The following is a 19039-nucleotide window of genomic DNA, read 5'->3' on the forward strand; positions in this document are numbered from 1 at the left end:
CATAATTAATTGATTATAATACTTTTATGCGGAATTAAAACACAAAAAAGCATAAATTTAAATCTATGAAAAAAGCAATTTTTTCGATTGTATTCGTTTTTACAACAAATGCAATTTTTTCTCAGGACTCTTTACCGGCAAATGAAGCAATCCGAAAAACAACTTTCAGTGAATCCAATTCTATTTTTAAAGTAACACCAACAAAAATAAACTCGGATCTTTCAGAAATCGGTTCTGCTATTTTTATGAATAAATATATTATGTATTCGTCCCGAAAAACTGGAGCCATTGGAGCAGGAAAAGATCCGGAAACAAACAACCCATACAATACCTTATATTGTATTAGTATGAATAAAGAAACTGGAGATTTATCTAAACCATATTTCTTTGCTTCTGTATTGGATTCCGAAGGAAACGAAGGAGGCCTTTCTTTCACTCCGGACAATATGGTCGTATATTATACTAAAAGCGCTGTAGACAATTCCAAAAATTACCAATTATATAAATCTGTTTTTGATGAAGAATGCCGTTGCAAATGGATCAAAGAAGAAGCAGTTGAATTTAGCAGCCCAAATTACTCCATAGAAAACCCTGCCGTTTCGCCTGATGGTAAGAAAATCTATTTTTCTTCCAACATGCCAGGTGGTTTTGGTGGTTATGACCTTTATGTCGCTGATATAAACAGCAAAGGAATTCCGGTAAACCCAAAAAATCTGGGAAGCAGAATTAATACGTCAAAAGACGAGAAATTTCCATCCGTTTCTGCAAAAAATGAAGAATTATACTTTTCATCCAATGGTCATTTAGGATATGGTGGTCAGGATGTTTTTGTTTCCAGAATAAAAAAGAACAACTATTCGATTCCTCTGAATTTGGGAAAAACGATAAATACACCAACCGATGAAGTTGCTTTTATACTAGCAACGGAGAAGCAAGGATATGTTACTTCAAACAGAGAATCAAGCGTGGGTTCTTATGACATCTTTAAAGTTGTTTTTGAAAAAAAACCTTCTTCCATAAAAGGTGTTGCCGTTGAAGAAGAAAGTAAAATTGTCTTGCCAAATACACAAGTTGATCTAATTAATGAAGATGGCGAAGTAGTGTCCACGCAAATGACAAACGATAAAGGCGAATATACTTTTGACGTTCAACCTGTCGAAAACTACACTATCGCAGCAGTAAAAGATGGCTATTCCGATTATAAACTGCCTTTCATTTCTCCTGTGGGCGAATCGACTTCCAACATTGAACTGGCTCAGAAAAAAGCAACTATCATTAAAAACAGGATTGCTGTTGAAAATATCTATTTTGATTTTGACAAAGCCAATATTAAATCGGAATCAACGTTATCATTAAATAAAATTCTCGAAGTGTTGAATGAAAATTCAAATATGAAAATCAGAATTAATTCTCATACGGATTCCAGAGGTTCAGACAGGTACAACTTGGCTTTGTCTGAAAAAAGAGCCAAAGAAACCAAACAATACCTCATCAATAAAGGGATTAACAAAAAAAGAATTGAGGCTAAAGGCTTAGGAGAAACCAAACCATTGTCCAATTGCGGTTCAAATTGTACCAATGAACAATTTACTGCAGACCGAAGAAGCGAATTCATTATCAAATAATTCAAAATAAGCTTAACTATTAATTCACATTGATGAAAAAATCCTGATAAAACAATCAGGGTTTTTTTATATGACATTATTAAGAAATCCTCAATTTTGAAATAAAATGAATATTTTAAAATAAATTTTATATAATTAATCAGACAAATCTTAAAGAATACTGCAGATAACCGATTATTTTGGCTTTTTATCTATACTATTTTTTTTATATGTATTCCGGCATTACTTTCGCGCCATTAAAAAAATCTCACAACTATGAAAAAAATGATTATTTGCATCGCAACTATCGGATTACTAAGCTCTTGCTCAAGCGGATGGAGTTGTAAATCACGTTATGTTAAAACAGAAAATAAAAAACAGACGCTTCAAAACACAAAAGAATGTTAATAAAAAAACCTGTCTCATTTAAAAACGAGACAGGCTTTTCTTTTTTATTTTGAAACCTAAACTTAAGACGCTATTTCCAAACGTTTAAGTAAGTTTTTAGTCAGCGCTTCTTCAACATAGTGTTTGTCGATATGCAATTCCTTGTCTTCAGAACTTGGCAAATCATACATAGCATCTGTCAGGATTGCTTCGCATAATGAACGCAGTCCACGTGCACCTAATTTATATTCTAAAGCTTTATCAACAATATAATTAAGGGCTTCATCGGTAATTGAAAAATTAACCTCATCCATTAAAAATAATTTTTTATACTGTTTGATCAGTGCATTTTTAGGTTCTGTCAAAATAGAACGCAATGTTTCCCTGTCTAAAGGATCCATATGGGTAAGCACAGGCAAACGACCAATAATTTCAGGAATTAAACCAAAGTCTTTAATATCTTTTGGAATAATATATTGCAATAAATTATCCTTATCTATATTGTCAACATTTTTTGAAGTACTATAACCAACAGCCTGACGATTCAAACGTTTGGAAATAATACGCTCAATTCCATCAAAAGCACCACCGGCAATAAATAAAATATCTTGTGTATTTACTTCGACAAATTTTTGATCCGGATGTTTTCTTCCTCCTTTTGGCGGCACATTAACCACTGTTCCTTCCAACAATTTCAACAAAGCCTGTTGAACACCTTCTCCTGAAACATCGCGGGTAATGGATGGATTATCGCTCTTACGGGCAATTTTGTCTATTTCGTCAATAAAAACAATTCCTCTTTCTGCTTTAGTTACATCATAATCGGCTGCTTGCAGCAAACGAGTCAGAATGCTTTCCACATCCTCACCAACATATCCTGCTTCCGTTAAAACCGTAGCATCAACAATTGCTAAAGGCACATCAAGCATTTTGGCAATGGTTTTAGCAACCAATGTCTTTCCGGTACCGGTTTGACCTACCATAATGATGTTGCTTTTTTCGATTTCAACTTCATCATCCTGTTGCATTTGCATCAATCTTTTATAATGATTGTATACTGCAACTGACATGACTTTTTTAGTTTGATCCTGACCAATTACATATTGATCCAAAAAAGCCCTGATTTGTTTTGGTTTTTGCAAGACCAAATCAGAAACCTGACGAACGCCTCCGCTTGTTTTTAATTCTTCCAAAACGATCCCATGTGCCTGTTCGATACATTTATCGCATATGTGCGAATTGATACCGGCTATCAGTAAATTGGTTTCAGGTTTTTTCCTTCCGCAGAAAGAACATTCTAATATTTCTTTTGCCATCTTTTCTAGCTTTCCGATTTCAGATTTCAGGTTTTTCCATCATCTGTCAACCGCATCTGTAATTATCTTCTTAAAACTTCATCAATCATTCCGTATTCTTTAGCTTCATCAGCAATCATCCAATAATCACGTTCGCTGTCTTTGAATACTTTATCAAAAGATTGTTTTGAATGCTTAGCAATGATCTGGTATAACTCATCCTTAAGTTTCAACATTTCTTTCAGGTTGATTTCCATATCAGTTGCAACTCCTTGTGCTCCTCCTGACGGCTGGTGAATCATTACTCTTGAATGTGGTAGTGCCGAACGTTTCCCGTCAGCACCGGCACATAATAAAACAGCTCCCATAGAAGCGGCCATTCCTGTGCAAATTGTAGCCACATCCGGCTTGATATACTGCATTGTATCATAAATCCCTAAACCTGCATAAACGCTTCCTCCAGGAGAATTGATATAAATCTGAATGTCTTTTGAAGCATCAACACTTTCCAAAAACAGCAATTGAGCTTGGATAATATTAGCTACATGTTCATCAACCCCAGTTCCAAGAAAGATAATTCTATCCATCATCAAACGGGAGAATACATCCAATTGGGAAATATTCAGCTGACGTTCTTCTATAATATAAGGTGTCATACTATTTACGATTTTATCGTAATACATGCTGTTAACACCGTGTTTTTTTGTTGCAAATTTTTTAAATTCTTTACCGTAGTTCATTTTTTATAAATTATGAGTTTGAATTATAAATTATGAATTAGTCCCGATAGCAGTGGAAATCCTTTTGTTTTTTATTCGAATAAAAAACAAAAGATTGCAACGGATAGCGGGAAAAACTCCTAATAAAAAAGCGTCAAAGTAATCATTTGACGCTCAAATATAAGGAATTTTTAGAAAATTTATTCTCCATACATTTCTTTAACAAAATCTTGGTAAGTTACCTCTTTTGTTTTTGCTTTGATTTTATCCTTGAATAAGCCTAGCATTTTTTCGCTCATAACTTGTTCTGACAATCTTTTTACTTCTTCCTGGTTTGATAAAACTCTTGCCACAATTCCTTCTACATCTTCTGCAGTTGGGTTCATTTGACCGAATTGTGCCATTTGCTTTTTGATTACCTCTGACGCGTATGCTTTTAGGTCTTCGAAACTAATCTGCAAATTATTATCTGCCATTATTTTACCTTCGATCAATTGGTAACGCAATCCGTTTTCAGATCTTGCATATTCTACTTCTGCCTGTTCTGCAGTAAGCGGTTTTTCGCCAATAGTCTGAATCCATTTTTTTAAGAAAGTTGCCGGCAATTCGAATGGATTAGCTTCCAATAAAAAGGCAGAAACATCATTTAAAAACTGCTGATCTGCTTGTTGAGAAAATTGCTTTTCAGCGTCTTCTTTAATTTTTGCTTTAACCTCTTCTAGTGAAGAAACGTTTCCTTCTCCAAACAACTTATCAAATAATTCCTGATTTAATTCTGCAGGCTCGCTTGTTGTTATTTCTTCGATTTTGAAATCTACATTGATATCCAAATCATGAACATCGTCATGGCCTACTTGCAGGTAATCCATTAATTTATGATCGTCGTCAAAAAGTCCTTTGGTACCTACAGTAACTACATCACCTACTTTTTTACCTATGAATTTTTTAACAGCCGCTTTGTCTTTGAAAATATCTAAAGTAATTTGAGCCGGTGCGTTGATTCCTTTTTCTTCATTGATGAAAACACCACGAATATCGTCGTTTTCTTCAACTTCATTTTTAGCAATCATTTTACCAAATTGCTTTTGAATACGTTGTACTTGTTCGTTCAGCATTTTCTCGTCAGCAATGATTTTGTACATTGTTACATCATTTGGTATTTCAAGATACACTTCGAATTGAGGAACCAGACCAATTTCATATTCAAAAGTGATTGTTTCAGCATTCCAATCGAAATCTTCTTCAGTTCTTAAGATAGGCTGTCCTAACATGTCTAATTTCTCAGCACTGATAAATCGAGTCAGTTTTTCTTGGATAACTTTATTTGCCTGCTCTTGAATAATGCTTTTACCGTATTGTTTTTTGATGATAGACATTGGCACTTCACCTTTTCTAAATCCAGCGATATTAGCCGTCTTACGATAGTTTATTAAAATTGCCTCTACGTCTTTTGAATAATCATTCTTAGAAAGCTCTATTGTAATTACTGCATTTAATGCGTCAATATTTGTTTTTGTAATATTCATTTTTGATATTTTATTTACATACTAAAATCGGGTGGCAAAATTACATAATTTCTGCCACCCAACAAATTTTATTTTATTGAATTCTAACGCTTTATTTTTAGTCTTTGATTAGCTTGTATAATATTGATTGTGAAATAGAAAGCAGGATACTAAATAACAATGCTGTCCAAAACGAAGCGATATCAAAACCATCAACTAATTTACTGCACAACAGAACCATTCCTGCATTAATAACCAAGAGAAATAATCCAAGAGTCAAAACCGTTACAGGAAAAGTGAAAAACACCAAAATTGGCTTTAAAAAGGTATTTAGCAAGCCCAAAACAACCGATACAATCAAAGCTATTTTCAAAGTCCCTAATGTTGTAGTGGCTGACATAGTCACACCGCCCATAAAATAAGTTAATGCCAGCACAATAACAATCGTGATTAACAATCTTTGTAGTAATTTCATAAATTCATTTAAGTTATTATAGTCAAAATAGTTAATTTTTCCTAAAAATTAGGAAATTATTCCACAAAGTAATTAAAATATTTTCTATTTTCGTGGAAAATAACCTTAAAAAACCAATTATGAAAAAACTATTACTCTTGTCTATTTTTTTAGCCGCCAATGGGGCAATATATTCTCAATGGACTCAGCAAGCCACTGGATTTACAGCAGCCAGCACGGGTGTAGATGAAATTGACATCGTTGATGCCAATACCGTTTGGGCCAAAGCTTATGATGGCTCGGCCGGAGGGGACAATTTCCAACTGTTTACCAGAACAACTAATGGAGGCACTACTTGGACACCAGGTGCTATTGATGTAGGAAATCCACTATTGAAACTCACTAACATTACTGCGGTAAGTGCCACAACGGCATGGGTTGGAGCATTTGATGACGTTGACGGATTTGGCGGAGTATGGAAAACCTCAGATGGAGGAACAACGTGGGTACAACAAAATGCAGCAGCATATACAACAGCAGGATTTTCATGGTTCAACATGGTTCATTTCTTCAATGCCAATAATGGTATTACAATGGGTGACCCGGTAGGAACTGAATTTGAAGTTTACAGAACAACTGATGGAGGAGCTACATGGGCCGCACCTGCAGCAGCTTCAATACCGAACCCAGCAGGTGGAGAGTACGGATACAACGGTGGTGTTGTAACAGCCGGAAACACTTTATGGTTTACAACAAACAAAGGAAAACTTTACCGTACAACTGATATGGGCGTTACATGGACAAAACTTAACGGTCCAACCGGACTAAATGATTTTGGCAGTGCAGCCATAAACGGAAAACCATATTTTAGCGACAATAACAACGGAATTATCATTGGTACACTTGATTCCGGTGCTACTTATAAATTATGGAAAACTTCTAACGGAGGTACTACATGGGATGCTGGAGCTGCTTACACTGCACAATACAAAACTGTAGCATATATCCCCGGAACAACCATCCTTGTAGGAACTGGATCTACAGGAACCGGACCAACTACTGTTCAATACTCAGGAACTAGTAATAATAACGGAACTACTTGGACACAAGTTGACACGGGAACTCAAAGAACTAGTGTTGCTTTCTTAAACGGAACTACAGGTTGGGCCGGAGGTTTTACTACAAGTTCTTTTGTTGGAGGAATATACAAATATACAGGAGCTTCTTTAGGTGTTGAAGATTTCAATAATACTTCTGAGTTCGCAGTATATCCAAACCCAACTAACGGAATTGTAAAATTATCTTCTTCTATCAATGCCGTAAGCAATGCAACTGTTTATGACTTATTAGGAAAACAAGTATACACAAAAGCTTTTTCTACTTTAAACAATGAAGTAGAAGTAGATTTATCTTCACTTAACACTGGAGTTTACTTTTTGAAAGCTACTTCTAATAACGGAGGTGTTCAAACAATAAAAATTGCTAAAAACTAAATTTTAGTTTTTCTACTAAAAAGCCCTTTTCTCAAAGAAAAGGGCTTTTTTATTTATCCTAAATCTGTAAAGGATTTTATTTCAGAAAAAGAATTGTTTTCTCGAAAAATTCTTTAGGGTTTTCGGCATGAAGCCAATGTCCGGCATTTGAAATAGTTTCAATTTCAGCTTTTGGAAAATGATGCAGAATAGTTTCAAAATCGAAATCTGAAATATAATCTGACTTATCACCCCGCAAGAACAAGGTTGCTTTATCAAAATGATTTTCAAAAGGTAAAGCCTCGCCTATCGTTTCTATTTTTTCATTAAAAACTTTGAGATTAAATCGAAAGCCCAATTGCCCCGGCTCAACCCAATATAAATTTTTAAGCAAAAACTGACGTGTCCCAAAATCATGAATATACCCTGAAACAATTTCTTCCGCTTCGCTTCGGGATGGTTTTTTTGAAAAATCGATAGCATTAAGTGATGCTAAAATAACATCGTGATGAGGAGCATAATATTTTGGACCGATATCTGCCACAACTAATTTGCCAACCAATTCCGGATACGTTGTCGCCAAAAGCATAGCAACTTTCCCTCCCATAGAATGGCCAATAACATCAATCGAAGTCAATTGGTGAAACTGACAATACTCAACCACATCCTGAACCATCAGACTATAACTGAATTCGTCCGAATGAAAACTTTTTCCATGGTTTCGCAAATCCAAAGCATGTACCTGAAAACCTTGAGCAACGTATTGCATCGCTAATGTTTTCCAATTGTCGGACATTCCCAAGAACCCATGAATAATCAGAAGAGGTTGTCCTTGTCCTTCTATTTTTGAAAAAAGCATATTATTTTAATTTTTGCAGGTACATATTCACCACATTTTCCAAGCCTAAATACAAAGATTCTGAAATAAGTGCGTGTCCAATGGAAACTTCCATCAGGTTTGGAATATTCTGATTGAAAAACTGAATGTTATCCAAACTCAGATCATGCCCTGCATTAATCCCTAAATCCAATTCGTCAGCTAAAATTGCTGAAGCCGTGTAAGGCAAAATCCCATTTTCATTTCCCAAACCATATTCATGAGCAAAAGCTTCAGTATACAATTCAATTCTGTCGGTTCCTGTGGCTTTAGCTCCTTCAATCATTGATAAAACCGGGTCTACAAAAATAGACGTCCGGATATTATTTCTATGAAACTCCTGAATAACTTCTTTTAAAAAATCCTGATATTTAACAGTATCCCAACCTGCATTAGAAGTCAACGCATCAATTGAATCAGGAACTAAAGTCACTTGGGTAGGTTTTACTTCAAGCACTAAATCAATGAATTTCTTTTCCGGATTTCCTTCAATATTATATTCAGTGTAAACAATCGATTTTAAATCTCTTGCATCTTGATAACGAATATGTCTTTCGTCCGGACGCGGATGAATCGTAATTCCTTGTGCACCGAATTTTTGAATATCGGCAGCAACTTTCAATAAATCGGGAACATTTCCGCCTCTGGAATTTCTTAAAGTGGCAATTTTGTTAATATTTACACTTAACTTGCAATGGTTTTGAGTCATTATAGCCTTAATTTGTATTTGTAAAACACAAAAATACGAACTTAAATAAGGGTAATATCTTATTTTTTAATTATTTTGCAGTGAATTACTCCATTTGCTTATGAATATTTTATCACACTATATCAATCACGATTACAAAGCACTTGATGTTCAGGAAAGTGTTGCCACAGCGCAGGATTTTTTTGTAGAAGTGCCATTTTCTCATTTTCCGGTTCTGGAAGAAGGCCTGTTTGTTGGGAATTTATCGAGTGAAGATGTAGAAACTTTTGATTTTGATAAAAAAATCAGTGATTACAAGTATACTTTAGAAGGTTTTTTCACCAAAAGCAACGCCATCTGGCTAGACGTTTTAGAAGTATTTGCGCACAACCAGTCGAACATTCTACCGGTTCTTGATGAAAACAACACCTATTTGGGTTATTATGAAATTAATGATATTATTCGGTTTTTTAACGAAACGCCATTTTTAAAAGAACCCGGAAGCATTATCATTATCGAAAAAAATACAAATGAGTATTCCTTCAGCCAGATTTCACAAATTGTTGAAGGTAATAACGGCCGATTATTAGGGCTTTTTATTTCGGAAATAAACAATGAAAAAGTTCAGATTACGCTAAAAATCGCCATGGGTGGAATGAATGAAATAATACAGACATTTCGTCGATATGAATACGAAATTATTTCAGAACACCAAGAAGACAGCTACTTAAAAATATTAAAAGACCGTTCCGATTATCTGGACAAATACCTTAACATATAGTTTATGAAAGTCGCCGTTTTTGGACAATTCTATCAAAATACCACTTCGCCAATCATAGAGCGTTTGTTTGCCTTTTTGAAAGAACACAAAATAGAAACCGTTATTGAAGAGAAATTTTCCTCTATTTTAACTGAAAACAAACTAATTCAGAATAACTACCCAAAATTCTGCACCCATAAAGATTTGAACAAAAGCTTCGATATGCTTATCAGCATTGGCGGTGACGGAACTTTTTTAAGAGCAGCGACGTTAGTACGAAATTCAGGAATTCCAATTTTAGGAATTAATGCCGGACGTCTTGGTTTTTTAGCAACAGTACAGCAAAACAACATTGAGACGTTTATGCAGCTTGTACTTGAAAAAAAATACACAATATCCAAACGCACTCTATTGAGTTTAACCTGTTCTCCAACAGTCGATTCGATTAAAGACCTTAATTTTGCCATGAATGAAGTAACAGTTAGCCGAAAAGATACTACTTCGATGATTACTATTGAAACGTATTTAAACGGTGAGTATTTAAATTCCTATTGGGCAGACGGTTTAATCATTTCGACACCAACAGGTTCTACCGGATATTCTATGAGTTGCGGCGGTCCAATTCTCACTCCCGAAGTTCACAGTTTAGTACTTACACCCATAGCTCCTCATAATCTGAATGCAAGACCATTGGTAATTCCTGACAACACAACTATAAAGCTTAAAGTGACCGGTCGTGAAGAAAATTACCTGGTTTCATTAGATTCCAGGACCGCTTCCATAAAAAACGAGGCCATTTTGACCATAAAGAAAACCCCATACAAAATTAATATGGTTGAAATTCCGGAAGAAACTTTCTTAAAAACCTTGCGCAACAAACTACTTTGGGGTGAAGACAAAAGGAATTAATTTTCTTTCTAAATACTACAATACTTTATTTTTCGTTTTAAAAATAAATTAACCCCGGATGTAATATTTCACTTTGTAAAGTGGTCAGAATTATTATATTTGCACCCTATTTAAAATTCATGAAGAAAACAACTTATATTTTAATCTTATTCTTTCTGTTTCAAATGGCTAATGCGCAAATTCACGAGATTGGTGTTTTTGCCGGAGGAAGCAATTTCATAGGAGATGTAGGTAAGACAAATTATATAGCGCCAAATCAGCCTGCTTTTGGAATTTTATACAAATGGAATAGAAATCCTCGCTATTCATGGCGTTTTTCGGCAATGATGTCGACAGTAAAAGCCTTTGACTCTCAGTCTGATTTAGCTTCAAGAAAAGAGAGAGCTTTAGGATTTAAAAACACAATCACCGAATTATCAGGAGGATTTGAGTTTAACTTTTTCGACTTCAATCTGCACGAATCCGGTTTTTTCTCTACCCCATACATTTACACAGGATTAAGTTATTTTACTTCTGACAATTTATATGTAATAAACGGCCGATACTACAATGACGGTAAATCAGGCCATTTAGCCATTCCAATCATTGGTGGTTTGAAGATGAAAATTGCCAATAACTTTGTTTTAGGGTTTGAAGCTGGCGCACGATACACTTTTACTGATGACATTGACGGTAGTTTACCTAAAAATGGTAACTTTGACAGTTTAAAATTTGGAAATATCAACAGCAATGACTGGTATGTATTTACCGGTGTAACCTTAACCTATACTTTTGGTAACAAGCCTTGTTATTGTAAAGAATAATTATTCATGAGTTTACTTTCTGAAATAAATACCGATAATTTACCCAAACATCTGGCCATCATCATGGACGGAAATGGTCGTTGGGCAAAACAAAAAGGTATGCTGCGTGCTTTTGGACATGAAAATGGAACCAAATCCGTAAAAAAAACAGTAGAAGCCTGCGCAAAACTAGGTATAGAAAACTTAACTCTTTATGCATTTTCAACCGAAAACTGGAACAGACCCAAGCTAGAAGTTGACACCTTGATGAAGTTGCTGATCAATTCATTGAAAAAAGAGTTGGAAACTTTGATTAAAAACAACATCAGATTAAATTCCATTGGCAATTTTGAAAGCTTACCGAAATCCGTTCAAAAGGAACTTTTAGAAGTAATCGAAAAGACCAAAAACAACAGCCGAATGACCTTAACTCTAGCGTTAAGCTATGGTTCTAGGGAAGAAATCATAAATGCTGTTAAAAAAATAACAACTAAAGTTAAAAATAATATAATTTCAATCGATTCTATTGATGAATCCATAATAAATAATCATCTTTACACGCACAATTTACCCGATGTAGATTTAGTGATAAGAACCAGTGGTGAACACCGCATCAGTAACTTTCTGTTATGGCAAATTGCATATGCAGAATTTTATTTTATAGACGTGTTGTGGCCAGACTTTAGTGAAGAAAATTTATATGAAGCCATTATTAGCTATCAAAAAAGAGAACGTAGATTTGGAAAAACAAGTGAACAGATTAAATAATTTATTTAACATCTCAAACAGTATTAAGTTAGTACTGTTATTTTTATTTTTAGGTAGTACAACACAGATTATCGCTCAAGATCGCCTTCCTTTTGATCAAGGCAAAGTTTATATCTTAAAAAAAGTTAGTGTAACCGGTAAAATAAGTTACAACGAACAAACCGTAACTACGTTTGCCGGATTAGAAAAAGGCCAAAAAATTACTGTTCCCGGTGAAGAGATTAGTAATTCTATAAAAAAATTATGGAAACTGGGTCTTTTCAATGATGTGAATTTTTATGTAGATGCTATTGAAGGTGATAGTATTTCATTAGAACTAAACATCAACGAGCTCCCTAAACTTAAGGAAGTTAAAATTATAGGCGTAAAAAAATCGGCTATAGAAACACTTATCAAAGACAACGGACTTACTCCAGAAAAAATAGTTAATGAAAATTTAATTACTACGACTAAATTTTACATAGAAAACAAATACAAAAAAGACGGTTTTTACAACACCAAAGTTAACATTGTCACTTCAGAAGATGCTACTGACACTAACCATGTAAATATGGTTGTGAATGTTGATAAAGGAGACAAAGTTAAAATCGGAAAAATTATAATTGATGGTAATTCCCAGCTGACCGATGGTAAAATCCGTCGAGCGATGAAAAACACTAAACAAAAAAGTCCGTTGCATCTTTTTAAAGCATCAAAATACATCAAAGAAAAATACAAAGAAGATTTAGTTTCCGTTGTAGACAAATACAAAGAAAACGGTTATCGTGATGCCAGAATAGTATCTGATTCGGTTTCATACGACAAAGAAAAAAAATCACTTTTAGTAAAATTAAATATTGAAGAAGGAAACAAATACTATTTCGGAGATATTAAGTTTTTAGGAAACACTGTCTATAACGACCAACTCTTAGCGCAGATTTTAGGCATTAAAAAAGGAGATGTCTACAATGGTGTTTTATTACAAAAAAGAATTGCAGATAATTCTAAACCAGACGGTGAAGATTTAACCAATTTATACCAAAACAACGGTTATCTGTTTTCAAGCATAAACCCTGTTGAAGTTGCTACCGCAAATGACACCATTGATATGGAAATTCGTGTAACGGAAGGACCATTGGCTTATTTCAATAAAATTTCAGTTGTAGGAAACGACAAAACTAACGATAAAGTCATCTATAGAGAGCTTCACACAAAACCTGGTGATGTTTACAGCAAAGAAACATTGGTTAGAACAATCCGTGAAATAGGTCAATTAGGATTTTTTGATGCTGAAGCGATTAAGCCTGACTTTGAAAATGTTGATCCGGCTGCCGGAACAGTTGACATCAAATACAACCTTGTTGAAAAAGGAGCCAGTCAAATTGAATTACAAGGTGGTTATGGCGGCGGTGGTTTCATTGGAACCTTAGGACTGTCCTTCAATAATTTCTCTATTGCAAATATTTTCAAAAAGGATTCATACAAACCGCTTCCTATGGGTGACGGTCAAAAATTATCACTTCGTCTACAAGGAAGTACTTATTTCCAAACGTATAGTTTCTCTTTTTCTGAACCATGGTTTGGAGGAAAAAAACCGATTCAGTTTTCGAGTTCAATCTCTTATAGTAAGCAATATTCAAACAATTACATAAGCAACAGAGTAGACAGATCGAAAAGTTTTAATATTTTCACAGCTTCGGTTGGTCTTGCAAAAAGATTACAGGTTCCTGATAATTATTTTGTACTTTCTCATGCTGTAAGTTACCAACATTACGATTTGAACAACTACAATGTAGGGTTGTTTACTTTCGGAGATGGTACTTCACGAAATTTAGCTTATACTATTGGTTTAAGCCGTAATAACAAAGGAACAAATCCTATTTTCCCGATGTATGGTTCAGAATTTAGTGTTTCTGCAAAAATGACATTACCATACTCTTTAATTAACGGAATTGATTACGGAAATTTAGCAAATCTGAAAGAGTACAAAAGAAGATTGACTTCAAATTCAGGTATTACTCCAATACCTAACAATAGCGGATATATAGCTCAAGAAGGAGATCTTTTAACATATGGTACAAATACCGCTACTCCTAGCCAAACGGGTTATATGCAGGTTCCTGAAGATCAATTTCAAAATGCAGATGCAGACCAGGCAAAAGTAGATCAGAAGAAATTCAACTGGTTAGAATATTACAAGATCAAATTTAAAGCAGAATGGTATACCAAAATTTGGGACCAACTGGTTTTACGTTCTCTGGGCGAATTCGGTTTCATGGGGGCTTATAATAGCGAAAGAGGTATTGTTCCTTTCGAAAGATTTTATCTTGGCGGAGATGGACTGGCGAATTATTCTATGGATGGTAGAGAAACTATTCAATTAAGAGGATATCCAAATAACTCATTGACACCAATAGTTACAGAAGGTTCAAGAGCCGGAGAACAAATTGGAGCTACTGTGTACAATAAATTCTCATTAGAATTACGTTATCCAATTACATTAAAACAAGCTGCATCAATTTATGCATTAACTTTTGTGGAAGCAGGAGCTGCCTATAAAGACTTTAAAGAGTACAATCCATTTGCTTTAAAACGCTCGGCAGGTGTTGGTTTACGAGTATTTATGCCTGCATTTGGATTATTAGGAATTGATTTTGGACATGGTTTCGACTCTATTACTCCAAATGGCCCTAAAAACGGTTGGGAAACACATTTTATAATAGGTCAACAATTTTAATTATATTTGGCATGATAGTTGAACTTAATATTTCAAGCTTATGAGAAAAAGTTTTTTATTGCTTATAGTTTTCGTGTCTGCCTTAACTAGTAATGCACAGTCAAAAATAGGAGTTAAAATAGGATATATCGATATGGATTATATCTTAGAAAACGTCCCTGATTACAAAGAAGCATCTATGCAGCTAGAGCAAAAAGCTCAAAAATGGAAGCAGGATATCGAAGTTAAGAAAAACGATATTACCAAGATGAAAGACGTTCTTAAGTCAGAAAGAGCTTTGCTAACTAAAGAACTTATTGACGAACGTGAAGGAGAAATTAAGTTCCTTGAAAATGAATTACTGGATTACCAGCAAAAACGTTTTGGCCCAAACGGAGATTTGTCGATACAAAAAACATCGATCACGAAGCCAGTTCAAGACCAGGTTTTTACTGCTGTTCAGGATATAGCTGAAGCAAAAGGATACGATTTTATCTTTGATAAATCCTCAGACATGACCATGTTGTTTTCTGCCAAAAAATTCGACATCAGCGATCAGGTAGTACGAACTATTACACGAGCTGAAAAAAGAGAAGAAATGAGCAAAAAGCAACTAAAGGCTCAAGAAGAAAGAGAAAACAAGGAAAACAAAGTAGATGATAATCCCGCATTAGCTGAAAGACAAAGAATTCTTGATGAGAAAAAAGCCGCTCGTGATAAATCAATAGAAGAAAAAAGACAGTTAGCAGAACAAAAAAGAAAAGATTATGAGGCCAGACGTAAAAAACTGGTGGAAGAGCAGAAAGCGAAGAAATCCGGAACAGTGACAGATTCGACTTCAACTAACAATAAAACAGCTGCTGATAATTTTAATAAAGTTGAAGACAAAAAAACAGCTTTAGATTCTATTAAAGCGAGTAAAGAACAAGCCCGCTTAAAAGTGATTGAAAACAACAAAAAAATGTTGGAAGACCGTAAAAAGGCATTGGAAGAAAGAAAGAAAAAAATAGCTGCAGATAAAGAAGCTGCGAAAAAAGCGAAAGAAGAGAAAAACAAAAATTAACGAGAACAAAAATTAAAATTAAATTACACTAATACAAAAACGATGAAACAGATTAAAAATTTATTTATTGCCGCAGTAATGTTTTTCGGTGCTACTCAAATGAATGCACAAACTAAAACTGCACATATCGATGTAAATGAGTTATTAGCTAAAATGCCGGAAATGACTTCTGCAAAAGCACAATTAGAGAAATTAAGCAAAACTTTTGATGCCGATTATTCTACTATGGTTACTGAGTACCAAACAAAAATGAAAAAATACGAAGGAGAAGCATCGACTCAAACTGAAGCAATAAACGAAACTCGTGCTAAAGAAATGCAAGATATGGGTCAACGTATCCAACAGTTTAGAGATTCTGCTCAAAAACAATTACAAGATAAAGAAATGGAAATCGTTAAACCTATTATGGATAAAGCAAAAGCTGCGATCATCAAAGTAGGTAAAGCAAAAGGGTTTCAATATGTAGTTGACTCTGCAAGTTTAATCCTTGCTGATGGTCCGAACTTAATGGAAGATGTTAAGAAAGAATTAAAGTTCTAATTCATTTTAAAATAAATTAAAAGCTGTCTCGTTCTAAATAACGAGACAGTTTTTTTTTATATTTGTTTTTATGAGCAGTACAAATTCAATAGGCCTATTTGATTCAGGAATTGGCGGAACTTCAATCTGGAAAGAAATCCATCAGCTGTTACCAAATGAGAATACCATTTATCTTGCCGACAGCAAAAACGCACCTTATGGAAAGCGTCCAAAACAGGAAATAATCGACCTTTCTTGTAAAAATGTTGATTTTCTGCTGGAACAAAACTGCAAAATAATAGTTGTGGCCTGCAATACGGCAACCACTAATGCCATTAAAGAATTACGTTCAAAATATAATGTTCCTTTCATTGGGATTGAACCTGCAATAAAACCAGCTGCGCATTTATCGGAAACACAGACTATCGGCATATTAGCTACTCAGGGAACGCTTAACAGCGAATTATTCAATCGTCAGGTCGAGAGCTATCAAAACACCAAAATAATTGAACAGGTTGGCCACGGTTTGGTAGAGCTGATAGAAGCTGGACAAATTGAATCTGAAGAAATGACCATCTTACTTAATAGCTATCTGCAGCCCATGATTGAAGCCAATATAGACTATCTCGTGCTCGGTTGCAGTCATTATCCCTATTTGATCCCAGCTATCAAAAAAATCATCCCTAAACACGTTAAAATCATTGATTCGGGAGAAGCCGTAGCAAGACAAACCAAAGCTGTTTTAGAAAAAAACAACTTACTCAATACTTCAGAGAAGAAAAGTTCCCAAATATTCTACGCAAATAGTGATGCGACAGTACTTAAGGGAATTTTAGGCTTTACAGAAAATGTATTCGAAAAAGAGTTTTAGAAGCGTAATGGTTCCCGCCCTCTTGTAATCTCTGTTCCCGCTTTCACCTTAATCCTTGCTGAAAAACAGCAAGGGATATCGGCTCTATCGGGGCTAAAAAGCAAACTAAGTTTATTTAAACCAGCTGGAGTACATCACGTAATTATTTGAAATACGCTCAATCTCTCCGGAAAATTCACTTGCATCAATATTTTTTACTTTCTTAGCCGGGATTCCGGCATAAATAGTTCCGGATTCAACCACAGTGTTTTGGGTAACGACAGAACCTGCTGCTACTATAGAATTACTTTCAATAACACAATTATCCATTACAATCGCTCCCATACCTATTAAAACGTTATCATGCACTGTACAACCGTGCACAATAGCATTATGTCCTATAGAAACGTTATTCCCAATAACTGTAGGGTGTTTTTGATAAGTACAGTGAATCACTGCTCCGTCTTGAATATTAACCTTATCTCCGATTTTAATAAAATGCACATCTCCGCGTATAACGGCGTTAAACCAAACACTGCAGGAAGCGCCAAAAGTGACGTCGCCTACTATTGTTGCATTTTCAGCAACAAAACAATCTTCAGGTATTTGCGGAAATTTTCCGTTTACTTCTCTAATAACCATAGTCATATCAAAAAAATAGTCCCGAAAGAATCGGGACAAATTTTATAATTAATTATTAATTGCAGGACAATTACAATCGTATCTCTCTTTTTTACATCCAAAATCAATTCCAAGTGTAATCTGGTGGAAACCACCGGTATCAAACTTGACATCTCCCATTACGTTTGAATACGTATAAGCAAACATAAATTTTTTGTAATTAACACCTACAATTGGAGTAATGTATTGCAATTTTTGATCTTTTAAAGCTATCCCATCAATATATTGAGCCCCATCAAAGCTTCTTCTGTAAGACAATCCAGCCCATACTTTACCAAAATCTACACTCTTGTATGCTTTTAAGTTCACATCAAGGGCTTTCTCTTTAGTTCTATCAGTCAATTGGAATAATACAGATGGTTCCCAAATCATTTTCTTTGGATTACCAAAAACATAACCAAAACTAACAAGGTATTTTCTCAAGTTATCCGATTCGTACTCAGTATATAAATCTCTACTTTGAAAAAGTGCATTTTTAACCGTTAAATGAGTATAGAAATCCAAGAAATTATAAGATGCTCCAAAGTCAACATTGATATAAGATGCTTTTTGAAGAATTCCAGCAATAATAGGATCAAAATCGTTTAAATCAAAACTCGTTTCATCTAACTGGTTTTGGACCAAACCTGCACTTAAACCAAAGGATAATTGGTTTAAATCAGTAGTCGTTCTTGAAAACATGATGTGGTGAGCATAGGTGATTTTTGCTCCTTTTTGAGAATGGTATCCATTTTTATCATTAAAAAGAATGATTCCAATTCCTGATTTTCCACTTTCACCTATTTTACCGTTATAACTCAAAGTTTGCAATGCAGGGGCATCGTCGTTCCCGAACCATTGCTGTCTCGCTGTTAATCTAACTTTATTACAGTTTGAAGCTCCCGCCATTGATGGGTGAAGCAAATAATAATTGTCTGACAAGTAATCTGAATATACTGCGATTCCTTCTTGCGAAAATGACAAATGTGATACAAAAAGTACACTTAATAACAATAATTTTTTAAAATTCAT

The 19039-nt window shown here is 34.6% G+C and carries 19 protein-coding genes; 11 read left to right on the forward strand and 8 right to left on the reverse strand.

Annotated features, from left to right (window positions below; all coding sequences use genetic code 11):
- The first annotated feature begins 65 nt into the window (after positions 1-65).
- Both ACRDEC_RS05180 and ACRDEC_RS05185 read left to right on the forward strand, forming a co-directional pair.
- A complete protein-coding gene (locus tag ACRDEC_RS05180; RefSeq protein ID WP_431497266.1) occupies positions 66-1625 on the forward strand; it encodes an OmpA family protein in 1560 nt (519 codons plus the stop codon).
- A 255-nt stretch (positions 1626-1880) separates the two neighbouring features.
- Positions 1881-2012 (forward strand): hypothetical protein, encoded by a 132-nt coding sequence (locus ACRDEC_RS05185; RefSeq protein ID WP_431497267.1) that lies wholly within the window; start codon positions 1881-1883, stop codon positions 2010-2012.
- Between the two features lie 62 nt (positions 2013-2074).
- Here the strand turns inward: ACRDEC_RS05185 and clpX are convergent, their stop codons facing one another.
- The 4 genes from clpX to ACRDEC_RS05205 all read right to left on the reverse strand — a co-directional run bounded on the left by clpX (position 2075) and on the right by ACRDEC_RS05205 (position 5985).
- Complete coding sequence (gene clpX, locus ACRDEC_RS05190) at positions 2075-3307, reverse strand: ATP-dependent Clp protease ATP-binding subunit ClpX (protein ID WP_431497268.1); 1233 nt, start codon at positions 3305-3307, stop codon at positions 2075-2077.
- Between the two features lie 62 nt (positions 3308-3369).
- The gene (gene clpP, locus ACRDEC_RS05195; protein WP_431497269.1) at positions 3370-4026 is read right to left on the reverse strand and encodes an ATP-dependent Clp endopeptidase proteolytic subunit ClpP; all 657 of its coding nucleotides are present in this window, start codon (positions 4024-4026) and stop codon (positions 3370-3372) included.
- A 179-nt stretch (positions 4027-4205) separates the two neighbouring features.
- Entirely contained in the window at positions 4206-5531 is a 1326-nt protein-coding gene (gene tig / locus ACRDEC_RS05200) for a trigger factor (RefSeq protein WP_431497270.1), read from the reverse strand.
- Positions 5532-5628: 97 nt separating this feature from the next.
- On the reverse strand, positions 5629-5985 hold the full coding sequence (locus ACRDEC_RS05205) for a phage holin family protein (RefSeq protein WP_431497271.1): 357 nt from the start codon (positions 5983-5985) through the stop codon (positions 5629-5631).
- 119 nt (positions 5986-6104) lie between these two features.
- Here ACRDEC_RS05205 and ACRDEC_RS05210 point away from each other — a divergent pair, with 119 nt between their 5' ends.
- Positions 6105-7457 carry a T9SS type A sorting domain-containing protein gene (locus ACRDEC_RS05210; protein WP_431497272.1) on the forward strand — a complete coding sequence of 451 codons (1353 nt, stop codon included), beginning with the start codon at positions 6105-6107 and terminating at the stop codon, positions 7455-7457.
- A 76-nt stretch (positions 7458-7533) separates the two neighbouring features.
- Here ACRDEC_RS05210 and ACRDEC_RS05215 read toward each other — a convergent pair whose 3' ends face one another.
- Both ACRDEC_RS05215 and ACRDEC_RS05220 read right to left on the reverse strand, forming a co-directional pair.
- Complete coding sequence (locus tag ACRDEC_RS05215) at positions 7534-8295, reverse strand: alpha/beta fold hydrolase (RefSeq protein WP_431497273.1); 762 nt, start codon at positions 8293-8295, stop codon at positions 7534-7536.
- Between the two features lies 1 nt (position 8296).
- Positions 8297-9022, reverse strand: coding sequence for a pyridoxine 5'-phosphate synthase (locus ACRDEC_RS05220; protein WP_431497274.1), 726 nt, complete (start codon positions 9020-9022; stop codon positions 8297-8299).
- Between the two features lie 100 nt (positions 9023-9122).
- Here ACRDEC_RS05220 and ACRDEC_RS05225 point away from each other — a divergent pair, with 100 nt between their 5' ends.
- The 8 genes from ACRDEC_RS05225 (at position 9123) to murI (ending at position 17368) form a co-directional block, all read left to right on the forward strand.
- Entirely contained in the window at positions 9123-9782 is a 660-nt protein-coding gene (locus ACRDEC_RS05225; protein WP_431497275.1) for a CBS domain-containing protein, read from the forward strand.
- A gap of 3 nt (positions 9783-9785) precedes the next feature.
- Positions 9786-10670 carry an NAD kinase gene (locus ACRDEC_RS05230; RefSeq protein WP_431497276.1) on the forward strand — a complete coding sequence of 295 codons (885 nt, stop codon included), beginning with the start codon at positions 9786-9788 and terminating at the stop codon, positions 10668-10670.
- A 119-nt stretch (positions 10671-10789) separates the two neighbouring features.
- Entirely contained in the window at positions 10790-11473 is a 684-nt protein-coding gene (locus tag ACRDEC_RS05235; protein WP_431497277.1) for a DUF6089 family protein, read from the forward strand.
- A gap of 6 nt (positions 11474-11479) precedes the next feature.
- Complete coding sequence (locus tag ACRDEC_RS05240; RefSeq protein ID WP_431497278.1) at positions 11480-12220, forward strand: isoprenyl transferase; 741 nt, start codon at positions 11480-11482, stop codon at positions 12218-12220.
- A complete protein-coding gene (locus ACRDEC_RS05245; protein WP_431497279.1) occupies positions 12153-14936 on the forward strand; it encodes a BamA/OMP85 family outer membrane protein in 2784 nt (927 codons plus the stop codon). Before ACRDEC_RS05240 ends, ACRDEC_RS05245 begins: the two co-directional genes overlap by 68 nt.
- A 40-nt stretch (positions 14937-14976) precedes the next feature.
- Positions 14977-15978 (forward strand): OmpH family outer membrane protein, encoded by a 1002-nt coding sequence (locus ACRDEC_RS05250; protein WP_431497280.1) that lies wholly within the window; start codon positions 14977-14979, stop codon positions 15976-15978.
- A 42-nt stretch (positions 15979-16020) separates the two neighbouring features.
- Positions 16021-16518, forward strand: coding sequence for an OmpH family outer membrane protein (locus ACRDEC_RS05255; protein WP_431497281.1), 498 nt, complete (start codon positions 16021-16023; stop codon positions 16516-16518).
- Between the two features lie 70 nt (positions 16519-16588).
- Complete coding sequence (murI, locus tag ACRDEC_RS05260; protein ID WP_431497282.1) at positions 16589-17368, forward strand: glutamate racemase; 780 nt, start codon at positions 16589-16591, stop codon at positions 17366-17368.
- A gap of 111 nt (positions 17369-17479) precedes the next feature.
- Here the strand turns inward: murI and ACRDEC_RS05265 are convergent, their stop codons facing one another.
- Together ACRDEC_RS05265 and ACRDEC_RS05270 are read right to left on the reverse strand one after the other, a co-directional pair.
- Positions 17480-17989, reverse strand: coding sequence for a gamma carbonic anhydrase family protein (locus ACRDEC_RS05265; protein WP_431497313.1), 510 nt, complete (start codon positions 17987-17989; stop codon positions 17480-17482).
- A 48-nt stretch (positions 17990-18037) separates the two neighbouring features.
- A complete protein-coding gene (locus tag ACRDEC_RS05270) occupies positions 18038-19039 on the reverse strand; it encodes a PorP/SprF family type IX secretion system membrane protein (RefSeq protein ID WP_431497283.1) in 1002 nt (333 codons plus the stop codon).

The sequence above is a fragment of the Flavobacterium sp. genome (assembly GCF_050696275.1).
GTDB lineage: Bacteria > Bacteroidota > Bacteroidia > Flavobacteriales > Flavobacteriaceae > Flavobacterium.

What these genes read in the sequence shown, in the direction of transcription:
- ACRDEC_RS05205 (WP_431497271.1), bottom strand. Translation starts at nt 5,985, where the DNA reads ATGAAATTACTACAAAGATTGTTAATCACGATTGTTATTGTGCTGGCA.
- ACRDEC_RS05270 (WP_431497283.1), bottom strand. Translation starts at nt 19,039, where the DNA reads ATGAATTTTAAAAAATTATTGTTATTAAGTGTACTTTTTGTATCACAT.
- ACRDEC_RS05225 (WP_431497275.1), top strand. Translation starts at nt 9,123, where the DNA reads ATGAATATTTTATCACACTATATCAATCACGATTACAAAGCACTTGAT.
- murI (WP_431497282.1), top strand. Translation starts at nt 16,589, where the DNA reads ATGAGCAGTACAAATTCAATAGGCCTATTTGATTCAGGAATTGGCGGA.
- ACRDEC_RS05240 (WP_431497278.1), top strand. Translation starts at nt 11,480, where the DNA reads ATGAGTTTACTTTCTGAAATAAATACCGATAATTTACCCAAACATCTG.
- ACRDEC_RS05265 (WP_431497313.1), bottom strand. Translation starts at nt 17,989, where the DNA reads ATGGTTATTAGAGAAGTAAACGGAAAATTTCCGCAAATACCTGAAGAT.
- ACRDEC_RS05255 (WP_431497281.1), top strand. Translation starts at nt 16,021, where the DNA reads ATGAAACAGATTAAAAATTTATTTATTGCCGCAGTAATGTTTTTCGGT.
- ACRDEC_RS05185 (WP_431497267.1), top strand. Translation starts at nt 1,881, where the DNA reads ATGAAAAAAATGATTATTTGCATCGCAACTATCGGATTACTAAGCTCT.
- ACRDEC_RS05220 (WP_431497274.1), bottom strand. Translation starts at nt 9,022, where the DNA reads ATGACTCAAAACCATTGCAAGTTAAGTGTAAATATTAACAAAATTGCC.
- ACRDEC_RS05250 (WP_431497280.1), top strand. Translation starts at nt 14,977, where the DNA reads ATGAGAAAAAGTTTTTTATTGCTTATAGTTTTCGTGTCTGCCTTAACT.
- ACRDEC_RS05215 (WP_431497273.1), bottom strand. Translation starts at nt 8,295, where the DNA reads ATGCTTTTTTCAAAAATAGAAGGACAAGGACAACCTCTTCTGATTATT.
- ACRDEC_RS05210 (WP_431497272.1), top strand. Translation starts at nt 6,105, where the DNA reads ATGAAAAAACTATTACTCTTGTCTATTTTTTTAGCCGCCAATGGGGCA.
- ACRDEC_RS05180 (WP_431497266.1), top strand. Translation starts at nt 66, where the DNA reads ATGAAAAAAGCAATTTTTTCGATTGTATTCGTTTTTACAACAAATGCA.
- clpP (WP_431497269.1), bottom strand. Translation starts at nt 4,026, where the DNA reads ATGAACTACGGTAAAGAATTTAAAAAATTTGCAACAAAAAAACACGGT.
- ACRDEC_RS05245 (WP_431497279.1), top strand. Translation starts at nt 12,153, where the DNA reads ATGAAGCCATTATTAGCTATCAAAAAAGAGAACGTAGATTTGGAAAAA.
- ACRDEC_RS05235 (WP_431497277.1), top strand. Translation starts at nt 10,790, where the DNA reads ATGAAGAAAACAACTTATATTTTAATCTTATTCTTTCTGTTTCAAATG.
- tig (WP_431497270.1), bottom strand. Translation starts at nt 5,531, where the DNA reads ATGAATATTACAAAAACAAATATTGACGCATTAAATGCAGTAATTACA.
- clpX (WP_431497268.1), bottom strand. Translation starts at nt 3,307, where the DNA reads ATGGCAAAAGAAATATTAGAATGTTCTTTCTGCGGAAGGAAAAAACCT.
- ACRDEC_RS05230 (WP_431497276.1), top strand. Translation starts at nt 9,786, where the DNA reads ATGAAAGTCGCCGTTTTTGGACAATTCTATCAAAATACCACTTCGCCA.